The 19,528-nt window shown below is 70.6% G+C and carries 11 protein-coding genes; 5 read left to right on the forward strand and 6 right to left on the reverse strand.

What is annotated here, in order from left to right; genetic code table 11:
* The first annotated feature begins 10 nt into the window (after positions 1 to 10).
* A complete protein-coding gene (locus BM430_RS22230; protein ID WP_093569425.1) occupies positions 11 to 1,924 on the forward strand; it encodes an HWE histidine kinase domain-containing protein in 1,914 nt (637 codons plus the stop codon).
* Positions 1,925 to 1,959: 35 nt separating this feature from the next.
* Here the strand turns inward: BM430_RS22230 and BM430_RS22235 are convergent, their stop codons facing one another.
* Entirely contained in the window at positions 1,960 to 5,538 is a 3,579-nt protein-coding gene (locus BM430_RS22235; protein ID WP_244539618.1) for a PAS domain S-box protein, read from the reverse strand.
* A 331-nt stretch (positions 5,539 to 5,869) separates the two neighbouring features.
* Between BM430_RS22235 and BM430_RS22240 the strand changes: the two genes are divergently transcribed.
* From BM430_RS22240 to BM430_RS22255, 4 genes are all read left to right on the forward strand, one after another.
* Positions 5,870 to 6,205: a HigA family addiction module antitoxin gene (locus BM430_RS22240; protein ID WP_093569427.1), complete on the forward strand. Its 336-nt coding sequence runs from the start codon at positions 5,870 to 5,872 to the stop codon at positions 6,203 to 6,205.
* Complete coding sequence (locus tag BM430_RS22245; RefSeq protein ID WP_093569428.1) at positions 6,195 to 7,712, forward strand: ATPase domain-containing protein; 1,518 nt, start codon at positions 6,195 to 6,197, stop codon at positions 7,710 to 7,712. The genes BM430_RS22240 and BM430_RS22245 overlap by 11 nt, the downstream gene beginning before the upstream one ends.
* The gene (locus BM430_RS22250; protein ID WP_244539619.1) at positions 7,709 to 9,421 is read left to right on the forward strand and encodes an ATP-binding protein; all 1,713 of its coding nucleotides are present in this window, start codon (positions 7,709 to 7,711) and stop codon (positions 9,419 to 9,421) included. Before BM430_RS22245 ends, BM430_RS22250 begins: the two co-directional genes overlap by 4 nt.
* 283 nt (positions 9,422 to 9,704) lie before the next feature.
* Entirely contained in the window at positions 9,705 to 10,709 is a 1,005-nt protein-coding gene (locus tag BM430_RS22255; protein ID WP_093569429.1) for an HWE histidine kinase domain-containing protein, read from the forward strand.
* 581 nt (positions 10,710 to 11,290) lie between these two features.
* On the opposite strand, the gene BM430_RS22260 is transcribed toward BM430_RS22255, so the two are convergent.
* From BM430_RS22260 to BM430_RS22280, 5 genes are all read right to left on the reverse strand, one after another.
* Positions 11,291 to 13,237, reverse strand: a complete 1,947-nt coding sequence (locus tag BM430_RS22260; protein ID WP_093569430.1) for a putative bifunctional diguanylate cyclase/phosphodiesterase — start codon at positions 13,235 to 13,237, stop codon at positions 11,291 to 11,293.
* A gap of 290 nt (positions 13,238 to 13,527) precedes the next feature.
* The gene (locus BM430_RS22265; protein ID WP_093569431.1) at positions 13,528 to 15,681 is read right to left on the reverse strand and encodes a site-2 protease family protein; all 2,154 of its coding nucleotides are present in this window, start codon (positions 15,679 to 15,681) and stop codon (positions 13,528 to 13,530) included.
* Entirely contained in the window at positions 15,678 to 17,060 is a 1,383-nt protein-coding gene (locus BM430_RS22270) for an efflux RND transporter periplasmic adaptor subunit (protein WP_093569432.1), read from the reverse strand. The genes BM430_RS22265 and BM430_RS22270 overlap by 4 nt, the downstream gene beginning before the upstream one ends.
* Positions 17,057 to 17,809, reverse strand: coding sequence for an efflux RND transporter periplasmic adaptor subunit (locus BM430_RS22275; RefSeq protein WP_093569433.1), 753 nt, complete (start codon positions 17,807 to 17,809; stop codon positions 17,057 to 17,059). The genes BM430_RS22270 and BM430_RS22275 overlap by 4 nt, the downstream gene beginning before the upstream one ends.
* Entirely contained in the window at positions 17,806 to 19,521 is a 1,716-nt protein-coding gene (locus tag BM430_RS22280) for a TolC family protein (protein WP_093569434.1), read from the reverse strand. The genes BM430_RS22275 and BM430_RS22280 overlap by 4 nt, the downstream gene beginning before the upstream one ends.
* Between the last annotated feature and the right edge of the window lie 7 nt (positions 19,522 to 19,528).

Raw genomic sequence — 19,528 nt, forward strand, 5'->3', positions numbered from 1 at the left:
CCCCGAGAAGATGCCGAAGCCTACCCTACCGTCCCCGGTGCACGATCCGGTCCGCCTCGAAGCGCTGGCGGCGACCGACATCCTGGACACCCCGCCGGAGGCGGAATTCGACGACATTGCCCAACTGGCCGCATTGGTCTGCGACACGCCCGTCGCGCTCGTCAGCCTCGTCGCCGGCGACAGGCAATGGTTTAAGGCCTGGGTAGGCTTCCCCTTCTCCGAAACCGCCCTCGATGCCTCGGTCTGTGCCCACACGCTGTCCGCGTCGGACATCTCGACCATCCCGGACCTGACCGTCGATCCGCGCACCCGAAGCAACCCGCTCGTGACCGGGGAACCGTTCATCCGCTTCTCTGCCGGGGCACCGCTGCGGGACCCGGACGGGCAGGTGCTGGGCAGCCTGTGCGTCATCGACCGCGAGCCCCGGCCCGGGGGCCTGACCGAGAGGCAGGCGGACGCCCTGCGACGGCTGGCCCGGCAGGTGATGACCGTGCTGCGCGAGCGGCAACTCAACGACGAAATGCGGGCGACCCGCGACCAATTGCGGACGTCGCAGGAGCGGCTGGCCTTCGCCTTTGCGGCGTCCGGCAGCCTCGGGTGGTGGGATTGGGACATCCCGGCCGACCGGCTCTACGCCGGGGAGCAGTTCGCCAGCATGTACGGCGTCGACCCGGCAGAGGCCGCCGAGGGGGCGCCGCTCGCCGCCTTCGTCGACGGCATCCACCCGGACGACCGGGGCTGGGTCGGCGAGCGCATCCAGCACGCCCTCGATACCGGGGGCGAGTTCAGCGAGGAGTACCGCCTACTTCGCGCGGACGGCACGCTGACCTGGGTGAATGCCCGCGGTCGGTGCTTCCTCGACGACGACGGCAGGCCGCTGCGCTATCCTGGCGTCGCCGTCGACATCACCGACCGCAAGCTGGCCGACGCGGCACGCGCCGCCGGCGAGGCGCGGCTGAAGTCGGTCATGGATACCGTGCCGGTCGGCATCCTGCTCGCCGAGGCGCCCTCCGGCCGCATCCTGATGGGCAACCAGCGCCTCGCCGAAATCCTCGGCCACGACACGCTCTACGCCCCGTCGAGCGATGCCTACGGCGCGTTCGTGGCCTTCCACGAGGACGGTCGCCGGGTCGAGGGGCACGAGTATCCCCTCGCGCGCATCACCGCGGGGGAATGCAAGCGCGCGGCCCTGGAGGTGCTGTACCAGAGGCCGGGCGGCGCGCGGCGCTGGATCATGATCACCGGCGAGGCGGTCGAGGACGAGCGGGGCTCGACGGTCGGGGCGGTGTGCGCGGTCAGTGACATCGACGACCGAAAGGCCGCCGAGGCGTCGCAGGACATCCTCAACCGCGAGCTCAGCCACCGGCTCAAGAACACCCTGGCCATGGTGCAGTCCATCGCGACGCAGACCCTGCGCAACGCGGCGAGCCTGCCGGCGGCGCAGGAAGCGTTGGCGGCGCGCCTGGTGGTCCTCGGCAAGGCCCACGACGTCCTGCTCCTGGGGCATTCCGAGACCGCCAACGTCCTCGACCTCGTGCGGGGGACGCTGGCCCTGCACGAGGACAAGGCCGGTCGGTTCCACGTCTCCGGGCCGAACCTGTTCATCGGGCCGAGCGCGGCGCTGATGCTCGGGCTGGTGCTGCACGAGCTCGCGACCAACGCGACCAAGTATGGTGCCCTCTCCGACGAGTCCGGCCATGTCGATGTCCACTGGAACGTGTTCGGCGACGGGGAGGATGCCGAATTCCGGCTGGAGTGGCGGGAGCGGGACGGGCCCCCGGTCGCACCGCCGGACCGCAAGGGCTTCGGCTCGCGCCTGATCGAGCGCGGGATGGGCGGTGGGCGGGTGGCCATCGACTACCGGGCCGAAGGCGTCAGGTGCACGGTGGGCGTACCGCTGGAGAGCCTGCAGTCGCGTGCCTGAAGGCAGATCGCGCCAAGAACCTTCTTGGCATCCCGTCAGCCACGGCCCTCGATGATGCCGCGGATGCGGGCCGCGAGCGCCTCCAACGCGAAAGGCTTGGTCATGACCTGCATGCCGTGGGCGAGATGCCCGTGGTTGAGGACGGCGTTCTCGGCATAGCCGGTGATGAACAGAACCTTCAGGTCGGGGCGGCTCTCGCGTGCCGCGTCCGCCATCTGGCGGCCGTTCAACCCGCCGGGTAGGCCGACGTCGGTGACCAGCAGATCGACGCGCACGTCCGACTGGAGCACCTTCAGCCCCGAGGCGCCGTCGCCCGCCTCGATGGCCGCGTAGCCGAGATCCTCCAGCACCTCCGTGACCAGCATGCGCACGGTCGGCTCGTCGTCGACCACCAGCACGGTCTCCCCGGCCTTGGCCCGGGCCGCCTCCGAAAGGTCGGGGACGTCCTCCGCATCGTCGGTGTTTCCGAGGTGCCGGGGCAGGTAGACGCAGACCATCGTGCCCTGCCCGACCTCCGAGTATATCCGGACCTGGCCACCCGACTGCTTGGCGAAGCCGTAGATCATCGACAACCCGAGCCCGGTGCCCTCGCCGAGGGGCTTGGTCGTGAAGAAGGGGTCGAACGCCTTGGCGACGACGTCGGGCGTCATGCCGGTGCCGGTATCCGAGACGCAGAGCGACACGTACTGGCCGGGCGAGAGATCGCGCTCGCGCGCGCCGCGCTCGTCGAGCCAGCGGTTGCCCGTCTCGACCGTGATGCGGCCGCCGTCCGGCATGGCGTCGCGGGCGTTGATGCAGAGGTTCAGGAGCGCGTTCTCCAACTGGCTCGGGTCGACCAGCGTCGGCCACAGGCCGCCCATGCCTACGAACTCCACCGGGATCGCCGGGCCGACCGTGCGGCTGACGAGATCGAGCATGCCCTCGACGAGCCGGTTCGCGTCGGTCGGCTTCGGGTCCAGGGTTTGGCGGCGCGAGAAGGCGAGCAGGCGATGGGTGAGCGCCGCGGCGCGCCTGGCCGCGCCCTGCGCCGCGCCGATGTAGCGCTCCATGTCGGCCATCCGGCCCTGGAGCATACGGGCCTGCATGAGCTCCAGCGATCCGACGATCCCGGCCAGCATGTTGTTGAAATCGTGCGCCAAGCCACCGGTCAACTGCCCGACCGCCTCCATCTTCTGGCTCTGGCGCAGGGCCTCCTCGGCGGCCGCGAGAGCCTCGGCCGCAGCCTTTGCCTCGGTGACGTCGCGGACGACGGAGTAGACGAGCCCCCCGCGCGGCACGGCGTTCCAGGACAGCCAGCGGTAGCCGCCGTCCCGGTGCCGGTACCGGTTCTCGAAGGACAGTTGCGCATCGCCCCGGGCCAATCCCTCCGCCGCTGCCAGCGTGGCGGCCCGGTCGTCGGGGTGCACGAAGTCGAGGAAGGGCCGGCCCGTCAATTCCTCCTCGGACCAGCCCAGGGTCGCGCGCCAGGCCGGGTTGAGGCTCGTGAAGCGACCATCGAGGGTCGCGACGCAGAGCAGGTCGCTTGAGGCGCGCCAGACCTCGTCGCGCTCGGCGGTGCGCGCTGCCACCTGGGCTTCAAGCTCCACGTTCTGGGAGCGAAGCATGGCCTCGACCCGCTTCCGGTCGGTCACGTCCTGGACGAACACGTGGAAGCCGTCGACCGCGCCGTCGGCGTCCCGCCGCGGCAGGTAGCGGATCTCGGCCACCCTTGGGCGACCGTCCGCATGCGGCCAATCCGTCTCGAACCGTACGGGCTCGCCCCCGAGCGCCCGGTCGATGAACGCCCGTCGCGCGTCATAAGCGGCCGGCCCCAGGAGTTCGCGGACATCCCGTCCGATGACCTCGGCCGACGGGACGGAAAACCAGTCCCGGTACGCCTCGTTGGCGAAGCGGTAGACGTGGCCGGCGTCGATGAACGCAATCAGCACCGGCAGCGCGTCCGCGATCAGGCGGAGCTCGCGCGCGCTGGCCTCCGCCCGCAACTCCGCGTTCCTGCGCGCGGTGATGTCGGCGAAGAAGACCGCAACGCGGTGGTCGCGCGGGTCGCCGACCCGGTGCGCGCGCACGTCGAACCAGCGCCCGAACACGGCTGCGTAGTTCTCGAAGTGGGCGGGCTCCCCGGTCAGGGCGACGCGGCCGTAGCTGTCGAACCAGTGCCGTTCGAGGTCCGGCGCGAACTCGCTTACCCACCGGCCGGCGAAGTCGGCGCCGGTCTGCCTCGCGAAGGCCGGGTTGGCCTCCTCGATCAGGTAGTCGACCGCCCGACCGTCCGCGTCGAACCGCATCCTGAGGATGCAGAATCCGACCTCGACCGTCTCGAACAGCGTCCGGTAGCGGGCCTCGCTCGCGAGCAAGGCGTCCTCGGCGAGACGACGGTCGTGAATGTCCTCGACCACGCCGTACCAGGCCACGATGGCGCCGGCCGCGTCGCGGCGGGGACGGGCCCTGGCCCGCATCCAGCGGTATTCGCCGGCCCCCGCGATGTTGATGCGGTAGTCCACATCCACCGGATCGCCCGAGGCGAGGCAGGCCGAGAACACCGCCACCGTGTGCGGGATGTCGTCCGGGTGTACGGCTTTCATCCAGCCGGCACCGTCCGGTTCGCCCGGGGCTTGCCCCGTCAGTTCCAGCCAGCGGTTCGAGTAAGAGGTGATGTTGCCGGCCGGGTCGCAGGTCCACGGGACCTGGGGGTTCAGCTCGACCGTGTGCCTGAGATGGTCCTCGCTCTCGCGAAGCTGCGCCTCGCTCTCCCTCAACGCCTTCCCGGCCTCGTGCTCGGCCGTGCGGTCGCTGGCGATCTTGGTGAACCCGATATGCTCACCGGCCTCGTCGAGCAGGAGCTTCATCTCGCCGGATGCCCAGAACCGGCCGCCGTCCTTGCGGACGTGCCAGCGCTCGTCCGAGGCGCGGCCCTCCTCCCGCGCCAGAAACATCTCGATCTCGGCGCGCCCTCCCGCGCGATCCTCGGGCGTGAAGAAGCGGTCGGCGGGTTGCCCGCGCATCTCGGCGGTCGTCCAGCCGAAGATCCGCTCCGCACCGGAGTTCCAGTCGGTGACGAGACCGTCGCGGTCGGTGACGACGATGGCGAAGTCCACGGCGCTGTCGAAGATTGCCCGCTGCCGTCGCTCGTTCGCCGCGAGCCGGCGGCGGGCGTCACGGTATGCCGTGGCGTCGACTTGGCTGCCGAAGTGGTAGAGGACGCGCCCGTCCCTATCCATGATCGGGCTGATGAACAGCTCGTTGAGGAACGGCGTGCCGTCGCGCCTGTAGTTCAGGATGTCCACGGCGATGTCATGCCGGGCCGCCAGGGCGTCGCGGATGGCCTGGACCTGGTCCGGGTCGGTGCCAGGCCCCTGCAGGAAGCGGCAGTTGCGACCCAACAGTTCCTCGGCGCCGTAGCCCGAAAGTTCCTGGAAGGCCCGGTTGGCGAATACGATGGGATCGTCCGGCAAGTTCGGGTCGGTCAGGATCATCGGCAAGCGGGACTTCTCGACCGCGGCGAACAGCTCGTCCCGGCCCGCGGGCGTCGAGCGGACCTTCCTGCCGAACGCCTCGCCTTCCGCCGCCCCCTGCCGTAGCCGCAGGACTTCCGCCTCAAGCTCCTCACGCGACATCGCGCCAACGTCCGAACCAATCAACTTCGGTGTCTCTCGATTGGCCGAGCCATGCCCTCGACGCCGCGCATTTGGGAGCCAAGCCGTCGAATCCGGGCCGGTTCCGAGCCGTCACGGTTGCTCGCCGGCCGGTGGCGGACGAGCGGTCGTCCTTGACACGCGTTGCGCCCGGACCGCCATCGGTGCCTTGCCCGAGTAGCCGCTCGAATACGGGCGCTCAACGCGCTGTTACGCCACATGCTTCCGGTCATTCATGCAAACGGGGTGGCCTTTCCGACTGTCCTGCCGGACGCTACAGACGCGGCCACGACTTCCATGGGGCGCGGTGCGCATGCTGGCGCCGGACGCGAAGCTGATCCATCCGGGCACGGTGCTGCGCGACCGCGTGCTGCCCGGCCTCGGCCTGTCCGTGATCCAGGCCGCGCGCGAGTTGCTTGTCTGCCGGCAGACGCTGCACCGCATCCTCGCCGGCCGCGCCGCCGTCACCCCGGACATGGCCGCCCGACTCGCGCGCCTTTGCGGCGTGCCGGCCCGGTTCTGGCTCGACCTGCAGCAGGCCCACGACCTCGCTCTGGCCGAGACGAACCTGACCGATATGTTGCCGCGCATCCCTGCGCATGCCCTTCCGCCCGCCTTGATGAAAGAACTGACCACCTATGCCCGCTGACGCTGAACCGAAAGCCGCGGGTACGGACAAGGCGAAGCTCGGTATCACCGGCCTCGACGACGTGCTTGGCGGCGGCTTCACCCGCAACCGCCTGTACCTGCTGGAGGGCAGTCCCGGTACCGGCAAGACAACGGTCGCAATGCAGTTCCTGCTCACCGGCGCGGCGACGGGCGAGCGTGGCCTGTACGTCAGCCTGTCGGAAACCCGGGAGGAGTTGCAGGAGACTGCCCGCTCGCACGGGTGGGACCTGCTTGACGCCCTCACGATCTACGAGCTGATCCCGCCCGAGAGCCTACTCGACGTCGAGCAGCAGCAGAGCCTCCTGTACTCGTCGGACCTCGAACTCGGCGAGACGACCCGTGCGATCTTCGAGCAGGTCGAGGCGGTCAAGCCGTCCCTCGTCGTGCTCGACAGCCTCTCCGAGATCCGCCTGCTGGCCGGCGGCTCGCTGCGCTATCGCCGGCAGATCCTGGCGCTGAAGCACTACTTCGCGCGCCAAGGCGCCACCGTGCTGATGCTCGACGACCTCACCGCGGATGCGCTCGACAAGACCGTCCACAGCGTCGCCCACGCGGTGATCCGGCTGGAGGAACTGGCGCCCGACTACGGCGCCGAGCGGCGACGGCTGCGGGTGATGAAGTACCGCGGCCAACGCTTCCGCGGCGGAAACCACGACTTCTGCATCGGGACCGGCGGCGTGCAGGTCTTCCCGCGGCTGATCGCGCTGGAGCACAGGACCGCGTTCGCCCGGGACCGGCTCGCGAGCGGCGTTCCTGGACTCGATGCCCTGCTCGGCGGCGGTGTCGACACCGGATCGAGCACGCTGATCCTCGGCCCGGCGGGCACCGGCAAGTCGCTGCTCGCGATCCAGTACGTCGCCGCCGCCGCCGCACGCGGCGAGAAGGCGGCGATGTTCGTCTTCGACGAGGAACTCGGGCTGATGCTGGACCGCACGCGGGCGATGGGGTTCGACCTCGCCAGTCTGCGCGATCAGGGTCTGCTGACGATTGACCAGGTCGACGCCGCCGAGCTGTCTCCGGGGGAGTTCGCCCACCTGGTGCGTCAGCAGGTCGACAAGGCACAGGCCAAGACCGTGGTGATCGACAGCCTCAACGGCTACCAAGCCGCCATGCCCGACGAGACGGCGCTGATCCTGCACGTCCACGAGCTGCTGCAGTACCTCAATCGACAGGGTGCGAGCACCTTCTTGACGGTGGCCCAGCACGGGCTGGTGGGCGACATGAAGAGCCCGGTCGACATCACCTATCTCGCCGACACCGTCGTGCTGCTGCGATACTTCGAGGCCTTGGGGCAGGTTCGCCGCGCCATTTCAGTGGTGAAGAAGCGCACCGGCGCGCACGAGGACACGATCCGCGAGTATCGCATCACCAGCAACGGATTGCAGGTCGGCGAACCTTTGCAGGGGTTCCAGGGTATCCTGCGCGGCGTGCCGGAATTGGTCCAACGTGACGGCGACGCGGGGTTGCTGGGTGGCAACCGGTCGTGAGGTCGCCCCACGACGCGTCGTCCGAGCATATCCTGATCCTGGCGCCGCACGGACGTGACGCGAGGCTGGCCCAGGCGCTGCTCGCGGATGCCGACCTCACCGCGGTGATCGTTCAGGACTTGCCCGAGTTGGTGGATGCGCTCGGCGAGACCGCCGGGGCGGTGCTGGTCACCGAGGAGGCGGTACGGACCGCCGACTTGGCCGGGCTCGACCGCTGGATCGCCGGGCAGCCGGCGTGGTCGGACATGCCGTTCATCATGCTAACCCGTCAGGGCGGCGCGGACCGCAACCCGATTGCGACACGGCTGTCGCGCATCCTCGGCAACGTCAGCTTTCTGGAGCGGCCGTTCCATCCGACCACCCTAATCAGCGTCGCGGCGACCGCCCTGCGGGGTCGCAGGCGGCAGTACGAGGCACGGGCACGACTCGACGAACTGAGCGCCCGCGAAGCCCAGTTGCGCGAGCTGAACGCCACGTTGGAGAGCCGGGTCGCCGAGGCCGTCGACGAGCGCGCCCTCGCGGAGGAGGCGCTGCGCCAGTCGCAGAAGATGGAGGTCGTCGGCCAGCTCACCGGCGGGGTGGCGCATGATTTCAACAATCTGCTGACCATCATCCGTTCGTCGGTGGACTTCCTGCGTCGCCCGGATCTACCCGAGGACCGGCGCCGACGGTACATGGACGCGGTCTCCGACACCGTGGACCGCGCGGCCAAGCTCACCGGGCAACTCCTGGCCTTCGCCCGTCGGCAGGCGCTGAAACCCGAGACCTTCGAGGTCGGCGATTGCCTGCACGGCGTCGCGGACATGGTGGATACCGTCACCGGAGCCCGCATCCATGTCGCCGTCGATCTGCCTGACGGAGAATGCTTCATCCGCTGCGATCGCAGCCAGTTCGAGACAGCGCTGGTGAACATGGCCGTCAATGCCCGCGACGCGATGGATGGTGAGGGTACCCTGACGCTGCGCTTGGCCTGCGACGCGCCGATGCCAGCGATCCGCGGCCACGCCGGTTCGCGCAGTCACTTCGCCGCAGTGGCGCTTTCCGACACCGGCACGGGCATTGCGGCCGACCGGATCGAACGGATCTTCGAACCGTTCTTCACGACCAAGGAGGTCGGCAAGGGGACTGGGTTGGGCTTGTCCCAGGTGTTCGGCTTCGCCAAGCAATCCGGGGGCGACATTGATGTCGCGAGTGTGCCGGGGGCGGGGACCACCTTCACGCTCTACCTGCCCCAGGTCGCCGCGCCGGCCGAGCCTGCCGGCGAACCGCAGATCCTCGACGCCTCGGCGGACGGGGCCGGCCGACGCATCCTAGTGGTCGAGGACAACGTTGAGGTCGGTCGCTTCGCCACCCAGATCCTGCACGACCTCGGCTACGCGACCGAATGGGCGGCCAACGCCGAGGCGGCGTTGGACCGGCTCGGGTCGGACGGAGACGGGTTCGACGCCGTGTTCTCGGACGTCGTGATGCCCGGCATGGGCGGGGTCGCGTTGGCGGAGACGTTGCGCAGCCGCCTGCCGCACCTGCCGGTGGTGCTCACCTCCGGGTACAGCCACGTCCTGGCGGAGGAAGGGAGCCACGGCTTTGAGTTGCTGCACAAGCCGTACTCCGCCGAGCAACTGTCCCACGTGCTGCGCCGGATCGGCAGTGGGTCCGGCAAGCGAGCGTCGGCGACCCGTGACCGACGCACCCAGGCGCGCCGATCCTGACACCGGCACTTGCGGAACGTCCGCTCCCGTGGGACCCTTGTCCCCGCACGGTACGGGGCCAGCCGTCCAGACCAGGGCTGTCGGCTCCACGACCTCATCGATCCCGGCATGCGCCGATGCGATGCTCGGAGGTCTGCCGCATGCGGGACACCGTCGCGCCCGCCCTTGCCGTCCCGGCAGAAACTTGAGGCCCCTCGGCGGATTGTATCCTCGTCAACCCCGAGGAGGGCCTTGCCCGGTTTGTGGCTGTCGGGCCCGCGACCGAGCCCAGGAGTCGTAACGAGTGTCGCGTTCAGGGGGAAACGGGCCGGTCAGGATTGATCTGAGGCTGCTGCAGGCCGCGGTCGAGGCGACCGGCGAGGCGATCCTCATCACCACCGCGGAGCTCGACGAGCCAGGCCCCGTCATCGTCTACGCCAATCCGGCCTTCACCAAGCTGTCGGGTTACGATGCCGCGGAAGCGGTCGGTCGCAGCCCGTGCTTCCTGCAAGGCGATGGGACGGACCGCGTTGCGCTCGACCGGACCCGCGCGTCGCTGGAGGCCGGCGAAGCCTTCCAGGGCGAGGCGCTGAACTATAGGAAGGACGGTACGGCCTACCGGGTCGAATGGCTGATCACGCCGGTCCGGAACACGGACGGGCGCATCACGAACTGGGTCTCGGCCCAGCGAGACGTCACCGAGCGCCGCGCGTTCGAGGACCGCCAGGCGTTGATGGTGCGCGAACTGCACCACCGGGTGAAGAACACCCTCGCCACGGTCCAGGCCGTCCTGAACGCGACGATGCGCTCGTCGGTCACGATGGCCGAGTTCTCCAAGGCCTTCGGCGGGCGCATCGTGTCGCTCGCCCGGACCCACGCGCTGATCACCGAGGACGAGGCGCAGGTCGCGTCCTTCGAGGGTCTGCTCCGCGCCGAGCTAGACCCCTACGACGAGGATGGCCGAGTCACCCTCGACGGGCCGCGGCTCAAGCTGCCCTCGGAAGTCGCGGTGCCGGTCAGCATGGCGCTGCATGAGCTGACGACCAACGCCCTGCGCCATGGGGCGCTCGGCCATCCCGGGGGACGGGTCGTGGTGACGTGGAGGATCGGGGACGGCCCCGCCGGGCCGTGGCTCACCTGGACATGGAATGAGCACGACGGCCCCCCGCCGACATTGCCCACGCGCGAGGGGTTCGGGACACGGCTCCTGAACAAGATCCTGACGGCCCAGGTCGCGGCCGAGGTCGATGTCGCCTTTGAGAGAGACGGGCTGCGGGTGCGGGTCCGCCTTCCGTTGGAGCGACGGTAGACGCCGCGTCTGGAACGCATGCGAATTCGGCCAATCACGACCAACGTGTCCGCCATCCGAAAATGACGGACACGCCTACTTTAGGTTTATAATAAGGGGAACTCTGGAGACACAAAACCGATCTTTGGACAGACTATCATAAACGGTATTAGCTAACACAGTCGGCAGCAACAGCGCGATGATATTGGCAATTTAGATGGCCGGGTTTACGGCGAGGTCGGCGTCGCCCCAACAGGGTAACTCTATCTGCTGGAATTATACCGTGTAGGATCAAGTTAATGCTTAAGGCAGCGAAAAGCATCCGCTTACGTGCAGCTTAAAATCCGAAGGGGACAGGCCGCAAACGGCCAGCTTCTGTCGCACCACGGACGTCCGCTTTTCGTTCTCTGCACTCAAGAGCAGAAAAACCGGAAACCACCCAACACGGTCGTCCGTTCGCAGATTGGACCGCCAGGAAGCGGACATTCCCAAGGCCTGCTTAGGGTCAGGAGTTAGCATGCAGACTGGTCGGCTACGGGTCAGGTGTCCGCATGCGGGCGGCGCGGCGAGGGTCCCGGCGTCAATGTTTCGAGATGGGAGAGTTACGCCCAGATCCGGCCCCGTCCGCCCGCGGTGGCGCTCCGAAGGCGGAACAGGAACTCGTCGAGCGGCATCGGCATCCCGAGCAGGTGGCCTTGCGCGTACCGGCAGCCGTGGCGGCGCGCTGCTGCCAGTTGCTCGCGTGTCTCGACGCCCTCGGCGATGCAATCGAGCCCGAGGTTCCGGCACAGGCCGAGGATCGTCACGACCACGCTGCGGCCGAGATCGGACTGAATGTCGGCCATGAAGCTGCGGTCGATCTTGATCTTGTCGAGCGGCAGGCGGTGGACGTAGCCGAGGCTGGAATACCCGGTCCCGAAATCGTCCAGCGCGATCTGGACGCCGAGCGCCCGCAGGGTGGCGATGGCCTCCCTGGCGCGCTCGAAGTCGCGCATCAGCGCCGTCTCGGTCAGTTCGAGCGTGAGCCGCCGCGGATCGAGGCCGCTCTCGCGCACCGCCGCCAGGATTGCGCAGACCGTCTCGGACGATGCCAGATTGTGCGACGACAGGTTGAAGGACAGGCCGACCTCCGGCGGCAGACCGGCGGTATCGGCCAGCGCCTTGCGCAGGAGCAGGATCGTCACGGTGTGGATGATCCCGCTGCGCTCCGCCGCCGCGATGAAGCGGTCGGGCGGGATGCGGCCGAGCGTCGGGCTGGTCCAGCGCGCCAGCCCCTCGACGAAGGCGATCGTATCCGTGGCCGTGTCGAGGATCGGTTGGTAGTACACCTCCATCTCGGCGGCGAGGTCGGCGCTGAGGAGAGCGGTCTCGACCGCCAGCTCGGCGCGGATCGCATCCTCGTGCTCGCGCGAGAACAGGGTCGCGGCGCCGCGCAGGTGCTCCTTGGAGTGGTAGAGAGCGTAGTCCGCGCGGTCGAACAGCACGTCGGCGTCGCGCCCGGCACTCGGATACAGGGCGAGGCCGCAGGAGCATCCCGCGACGACCTGCGTCTCGCCGACCCGGATCGGCGCCCGCAGCGCCTCGCAGATGCGGTGGCAGACGGCGATCACCTCCTCCTCGGGCCGGGACGGGCGGATGAGGAGGCCGAACTCGTCGCCCCCGAGCCGCGTCGCCGTGATGTCCGGGCCGGCGAAGGCGGATAGCCGCCGTGCGATCTCGGTGAGAACGCGGTCGCCGGCGGTATGGCCGTAGGTGTCGTTGATCGGCTTGAAGCGGTCGAGGTCGAGGATCGCGAGGCCGAAGGGCACGTCGGTCCCGGCCGCCTCCTGCAGCAGGCCGTCGAGACGCTGGAAGAAGTAGCGCCGGTTGGGAAGCCCGGTCAGGCCGTCGGTATGGGCGAGCCGCGCGTTCTCGTCCGCCAGCCGTTCGGCGCGCGCCTGCGCCTCGACGAGCCGGATGAATGTCAGGAAGTTGTCGGCGAGGATGCGCACCATGACGGCCGTCACGAAGGCGGTGTTCAGCGCGATGGCGACGAAGACATGGTTGCCGCTGGTCAGGTGGTGGACCAGGAAGACGCCCATGACGATGACGGTCACCAGGAAGGCGGCGACCGGAAGGTGGGTCAGGCAGAAGATGCAGGCCACGACCGTGACGGCGACGAAGATTGCGACGTGCCCCTGCTCGAACGGACCGCCGTAGCGGCCGAGCGCGATCGCCCACGTCACGAAGGCGGCGGAGAGCACGGCCGTCAGGAGGCTGGTGGCCCGAAGCTGGCGCACGGCGTCCGACGCCGCGAGGTCCGGGACCCGCAGGCGCCGCCAGTGGACGGCCCGAAGCGCGCAGAGTGCCACGAGGGCGCCCGGCACGCCCAGGGTCATCCAGGCCGGCGCCACGGCGTAATGCGTGAACGACAGCGCGCACGTGTTGACGGACAGCAGCGTGTATAGAGACAGGATGTATTTCTTGAGTTCGGCAACCTGCCTCGTCTCGATGCCGGACCGGAGCGGGGTGCCGGCCACTCCGGTGAGGAATTCTTTCCAGTTCTTCATCGAGGCACGCGATCCTGCCAACGGCCGGGAGGCTAGCCGGCAGCGCTTAAGAGTTATTTCAATTATAGGTTGCGCTATGGCGCAAATCCACGCCAGGGGTGCAGGCCGGGACCGCCCGCGCGCCGTCGCGGGCGAGCGCATTCGTCCCGGCACCCGCGCCGGACTCAAACCAACGGTCGTTGGAGACGACCTTCGGTTCCGTTCTCGAATGTTCGCCCAGCCCGAGGTATCGGACTTCTGGGCCCAAGCATCGAAGATTCGAGATGCGTCGGTCTCCTGGGCCGGTGGGATCAGAAGCCGCTCTCGCGGATGAGCACGGCGGTCGCCGCGCGCCACCAGCGGCGGGCGAGGCTGCGCGGCTCCGTCGCGATGGCGACCTCGCCCCGGATCGTGCGGCGCCAGCGGTCAGGGGGCGTCTCCGTCCGGAGGCGGACGCGGTAGAGCGCCGTCAGGGGCTCGTAGCGCCCGTCCTTCTGGCGCGCGGGCAGCGGCCCGCCGAGGGGCTCGGCGAGGACGGCATCCGGCAGCGTGCGCCGGTCGCTCCGCTCGACCTGCTCCACGACGGCGTCGAGCGCCGGAACATCCGCCTGGGCGGCATGGAACCGCGCTGCCGCGCCCTCGCGCAGCGCCGCGACGTCGCTCTCCGCCACGTAGGCCTGAAGGATCCACGCCTCCGGGGCGACGATCAGGCCGATGCCGTCGCTGTCCGAGAGCCAGCGGCCGGGCGTCAGGTGGTCGGCGATCTGCCGGATCTCGCCCGCCATCCCGGCGCGGATCACGAGCCGCGCCTTGAGGTCCTGCTGCAGGGCGAGTTCGCGGCGGCTCGCCGCCAGGGTCTCGGTCAGGGCGCCGAGGCGGTCGGCGCTCGCCTGCTCGGTCGCGCTCAGCGCGATCTCGCGCTGCGTCTCGGCGATCCGGGCCTGCGCGACGGCGATCTGGTCGTCGACCTCCGGCGCCTCGAGGGTGACCAGCGGATCGCCCTCGGCGACCCGGGCGCCCTCGGCGACGTGCAGCACCGCGATCCGGCCCGGGGCGGCCGGGAACACGCGCAGGAAGGCTTCGGCACGCAGGACCGCCGGCGCCTCGATCCGCCCGTGCCACGGCAGGGCGATCGCGGCGAGCCCGGCTCCCAGAGCCGCGAGGGCGAGGAGGCCCGGCCGGGTGAGGCGGGCGCCGCGGCGCAGGCGCCACCAGGTCCGGAGTTCCCGCACGACGGGACGCACCACGAACCAGCCGATCTCGACGAGGAACAGGCCGATGCCGACGAGCTTGATGAAGAAGTGATAGACGACGAGGGCGATGGTCGTGAACAGGACCAGCCGGTAGAGCCAGACCGCCCAGGCATAGGCGGTCATCCAGGCCCGGACCCGGCCCGGCAGCGGCTCGGCGGCGGGATCCTCCGTTCCGAACAGCGCCCGCCGCAATCCCTGCGTGGCCACCGCGAAGGCCCGCGGCTGGAGGTTCGGCATGCCGACGGCGTCGGCCAGCAGATAATATCCGTCGAAGCGCATGAAGGGGTTCAGGTTCACCGCGAGCGTCGAGGCCCAGCTCACCGTGGCGATCATCAGGGCGGCGTCACGCCAAGGACCGTCGGGCACGAGGCTCCACAGCAGCAGCGCCGCGACCGCGAGGACGAGCTCCGCGCCGATGCCGGCCGCGTCGATGGCGAGGAGCTGGCGCCGGTCGGTCAGGCGCCAGGCGTCGGTCGTCTCGGTGTAGAGGCGCGGCCAGAACACCACGAAGGCGACGCCCGCATTCGGCACGCGGATCCCGAGGTGCTTGGCGACCACCGCGTGGCCGAGCTCGTGCACGCATTTCGCCAGGACGAGCGCCGCCATCAGCCAGGACAGGCTCTCGGGCGAGGCCATCGCGGCGACGCGGCCGGCGAGCACGTCCCATTGCCGCCCGGCGAGGTAGAGGCCGAGGCAGAGGCCGAGGAGGACGATTCCCGCGAAGGTCCGGGTGAACAGGGGCCGCGCCAGCGGGGCGAGCCGGGTCAGGGCCGCGTCGGGCCGCAGGAGCGGCAGCTTGAAGAACAGGTAGTGATGCAGCAGCCAGGACCACGGCCCCGCGCGCCGCCGCGCGCGCTCGGCCGCGTAGAGCCGCCAGGCGCCGGGCGCGGCGGCCGAGACCAGGTGGTTGCCTTGTAGCGCACGGGCCAGCGCCTCGACGTCGCCGGCCTCGACGTCGAGGCGCGTCTCCGCCCGCACCCGGCCGGCCAGCTCCTCGGCGGTGACGGCGTCCCAGCGGGCCAGGATCTCGAACTCGACCCAGCCGAGCCGGAAGTAGGTGTTGCGCACGGGATCGTGCAGCGTCCAGGTCGGCGCGCCGCTGCGCGCGCGCGGGCCCTCGACGACGTCGAGCTCCTGGCGCAGGCCGGGCAGGCGCGCCGGCGGGGCGCCCCCCGGCAGGCCCGCCCCGAGGTGAAGCGGGAGGGCGGTCACAGGCCGAGGATCCGGCGCATCGCGGCGAGCGGCCGCCGGAACACGAAGTAGAACAGCGAGACCCGCTCCCCGTAGAGCTTGGCCGTGCCCTTGAGCCCGAGGCGCGGGGGATCCTGCGCGTCCGCGAGGTCGGCGCGCACCCGATAGGACAGCACGTTGAGCGGCGACATCTCGGCGTCGTAGCCCGCCTGGACGAGGCGGGCCTCGACCGGCCGCAGCGGATCGACGTTCATGAACAGGCGGACCGGCGCCCCGGGCTCCAGGTCGACGGCATCGTCGACCGGGATCCAGATCTGCAGGCGCGCCCTAGCCGGCGAGGCGAGCGTCATCACCTTCTCGCCGACCTTGACCGGGCGGCCGCGCCACTCCTCCGGGTCGCCCATGATGGCGATGCCGTCGCGGGGCGCCCTGACCTCGGCGCGCGCCAGAAGCTCGCGGTAATAGTCGGTCTCGGCCTGCCGCAGGTCGACGCGCCGCTCCAGCACCGCCGCCTCGGTGCGGCTCTTGTCGGCCCCGAAGGCCTTCTGCCGGGCGCCGAGGAGTTCGGCCCGGGCGATCTCGAGTTGGCGCAGCGCGACCTCGTACTTGCCGCGCAGCTCGGTATCGTCGAGGCGAAACAGCAGGTCGCCGGCGCGGATCTCGGCGCTCGGCGCCACCAGGATGCCGGCGACGACGCCGGTCGCCGGCGCGGCGACGACCGCCGCGTCGAGCGGCACGATCTCGGCCGGCGCCAGCACCGACTGGCGCACCGGCAGGAGCGAGAGGAGGCCGAGGGCGACCGTCGCCGCGAAGCCGCCGCGCAGGCTCGCGAGGTCGCGCCACGACCGGCCCGCCCCGCGGAACGTGGAGGCCGCGTGGGCGAGCGCTCCGGCGAGATGCTCGGCCGCCGCGCGCTCGGTTTCCCCGAAGGGCGCCTGCCGGAACAGGATCAGGCCGCCGAGGAGGCGGCCGTCCCGCCGCAGCGGCAGGATCAGCGCCCGGTGCGGCAGACCCGGCGGCCAGTCCTCCTGCGGCACGCCCCACGCCCCGTCGGGGGCAGCCCCCTGCCCCGCCGGGACCGCGACGACCGACGCCGCCTCGGTCGGTGAAGGCACCCTCGCCGGCAGCCGGCCGGCGAGCCGCGCCAGCGCCCGCGCGAAGGGCGAGGCCTCGTCCACCTCGGCGACCGCCGAGACCGCCGCCAGGACCGGACGGCGGCCGGCATAGAACAGGGCGGCGGTGTCGTAGGCCACCACGCGCTGGGTCTCGTTGACGGCCGCGAAGGCGAGGTCCTGCGCGTTCCGCGCCGCCCGGAACGTCGCCTCGAGCTGGAGGGCGGCGGCGAGCCGCTGGGCGCGCCGGTCGTTCGTGAAGCTGTGGGGCGGCGGGTGGCTGGTCATTGCGAGGCCGGCATGGTCGGGAAGGCGGCGGTACCGCTCATCCCCGGCAGCAGGTCGCGCGCGTCCTCGATCCGCCCGAGGATCTCGATCGACTGGCTCGCCGGATCGACGCGGCCGGAGAGGGCCGCGACCGAGGCCCGGTAGCTGCGCCCGGTCTCGTCGACCCGGACCGTGAACGCGTCGCCGACCTTGAGCCACCGCAGCCAGGGCGACGGGACGATAGCGGTGAGGCGCAACGGCCCGTCGCTGACGATCGACAGGATCGGCCGGTCGGCGGCCACCACCTCGTGGGCGTTGGCGTGCCGCTTGGCGACCCGCCCGGCGAAGGGCGCGCGCAGGACGCAGTGGCTCGCGGCGGTGCGGGCCTCGGCGAGTTCCCCCTCGGCCTTCTGGGCCTCCGCCCCGGCGAGCTCGACGTCGAGGCCGCCGATCGCCCCGAGCTTGACGAGGCGCTGCTTCGAGCCGAGGCGGGCGAGCGCGCCCTTGTGGACCCCGGTCGCCGCGCCGACGCGGGCCTCGCGCAGGGCGCAGTCGAACCGGGCCAGGACCTGGCCGGCCTCGAAGCGGTCGCCGAGATCGACCGCGATCCGCTCGAGCAGCAGCGGCCCGTCCGAGGTGAGCGTGGCCTCGCGGTCCGCCGCCAGCAGGGCCCGCACCTCCTGGGCATGGGCCGCCTGGACAGGGGCGCCGATGGCGCCGAGGAGCGCGAGCAGGATCCACTGTGTGCGGGACAGGGCGCAGCGGCTCATTCGACCCTCGCGGCGTTCGCGCTGGCCTCGCGGCGGACAGCGTCCCCCGCCGGGGGGACGGACGCGGTGTTCGCCTCCGGCGCGGTCTCGGCTCCCGGGTCCGACGCGGGACCCGCGCCCTTCGGCGGGATCGCCCCGGTGGTGGCGACGCGGCGCGCCTCGCGCGCTTCCGTGATGTGCCGGGCGAGCGCGGCCGGAAGGCCACGATCGACGAACTCGCGCAGCGAGGCGGTCAGGGCCGGCAGGTCGCCGTCCTGGGCGCCCGGGAACACGTCGACCCCGAGGGAGGTCAGGACCGTGGCGTAGGCCTCCTGCAGCTCGGCGAAGGTGTAGTAGTAGTCGAGGGCCGCGAGGGCATGGCCGGCCCGCGCCTCGATCAGCGAGGCGTCGCCGGCGGTCGTCGCCTCCTTGTTGGCCCGCACGTTCGTCAGGGCGTGGGTCTCGTTCTGGAGGATGCGCCGGGCGAGCTCGAAGTCGCGCAGCTTGGTGCCGTAGGCGCGCATCGCGAGGTGGACCTGCGTGACGACGGACAGCGTCATCGCCCGGCGCTGCGCCTCGATCAGCACCTGCTTGGTCTCGTTCTGCCGCAGGCGGGCCGGCAGGCTGATGAACTGGGTCAGCTGCAGCGACAGCCGCGCCCCGAGGTCGAACCAGTTGTTGTTGTAGAGGTAGCGGTTCGAATCGTAGGCGCGGCCCGAATCGATGCGCAGGCCCGGCAGGGTCGCCAGGATCTCGATCTGTCGTTCGAGCCGGGCGATGCGCAACTTGTAATCGTGCTCGTAGAGTTCGGGCCGGGTCATCAGCGCGACGGTGCGCAGGGCCACGAGGTCGCCCGGGAGCGGCGGCGGCCGCAGGCTCTCGCGGCCGCTCAGGTGCAGGGGCTGGGCCGGATCGACGCTGATGAGCGCCGCGAGTTCCGCGCGCGAGAGCGCCATCAGCTCCTGGCGCCGCTCGATCTCGCGCAGGGTGCGCAGCATCCGGCGCTCGAAGTCGAGGGCGGCTTCCGGCGTGAGGTCGCCCCGCGCCTGGGCCTGGCGGGCGTTGCGGATCGCCGCGTTGGCCGCGTCGGCGATCGCCGGCAGCTGGGCGCCGATCCGCTCGGCCGCGTAGGCGCGCCAGTAGGCCCGGCGGGTATCGGCGAGGATGCGGGAGGTGGTCTTGCGCTCGACCTCGCGGGCGAGCCAGACGGCGTTGCCGTCCTGCTGCATCTTCACGTAGCTGACGCCGAAATCGAGCGTGCTCCACAAGACGCGCCCGTCAGCCACGGCGCGGTTGCGCTCAAGCGAGGTCGAGGGCTCGAGGGACTGGCGGCCGGTGAGCAGCGACTGGCTCGACGACCCGGCCTGGTTGCTGCGGCCGAGATAGCCGCCGCCGATGCTGGCATCGGGCAGGAGCTTGTACTTCGCGAGGTCGAACTCGCCCGAGGCGTAGAACTGCTCGACGAGGCGGATGCGCCGGTCGAGGTTGTATTTCAGCGCCCGCGCCATCGCACCGTAGAGGTCGATCCGCCCCTCGATCGGGGCCTGGCTGGCGGTGATCGCGTCGAGGTCCCGGATCGCGACGTCGAGGCGCTCGCCCTCGGTCACCGGCTCCGGCATCACGCAGGCGCCGAGGGTGGTGAGGACGAGGGCTGTCGCGGCCGCGCGGGCCGGCCTGTTCGGCCAGGCGCGTCCGCGACGGAGCGGGTTCCAGCGGAGAGAGCGGCGGATCATGCGGGAG

The sequence above is a fragment of the Methylobacterium sp. 174MFSha1.1 genome (assembly GCF_900116815.1).
Lineage (GTDB): Bacteria > Pseudomonadota > Alphaproteobacteria > Rhizobiales > Beijerinckiaceae > Methylobacterium.

Coding starts and splice junctions, on each gene's coding strand:
- BM430_RS22275 (WP_093569433.1), bottom strand. CDS start 17,809: ATGAGCCGCTGCGCCCTGTCCCGCACACAGTGGATCCTGCTCGCGCTC.
- BM430_RS22245 (WP_093569428.1), top strand. CDS start 6,195: ATGCCCGCTGACGCTGAACCGAAAGCCGCGGGTACGGACAAGGCGAAG.
- BM430_RS22235 (WP_244539618.1), bottom strand. CDS start 5,538: ATGTCGCGTGAGGAGCTTGAGGCGGAAGTCCTGCGGCTACGGCAGGGG.
- BM430_RS22280 (WP_093569434.1), bottom strand. CDS start 19,521: ATGATCCGCCGCTCTCTCCGCTGGAACCCGCTCCGTCGCGGACGCGCC.
- BM430_RS22230 (WP_093569425.1), top strand. CDS start 11: ATGCCGAAGCCTACCCTACCGTCCCCGGTGCACGATCCGGTCCGCCTC.
- BM430_RS22270 (WP_093569432.1), bottom strand. CDS start 17,060: ATGACCAGCCACCCGCCGCCCCACAGCTTCACGAACGACCGGCGCGCC.
- BM430_RS22260 (WP_093569430.1), bottom strand. CDS start 13,237: ATGAAGAACTGGAAAGAATTCCTCACCGGAGTGGCCGGCACCCCGCTC.
- BM430_RS22240 (WP_093569427.1), top strand. CDS start 5,870: ATGCTGGCGCCGGACGCGAAGCTGATCCATCCGGGCACGGTGCTGCGC.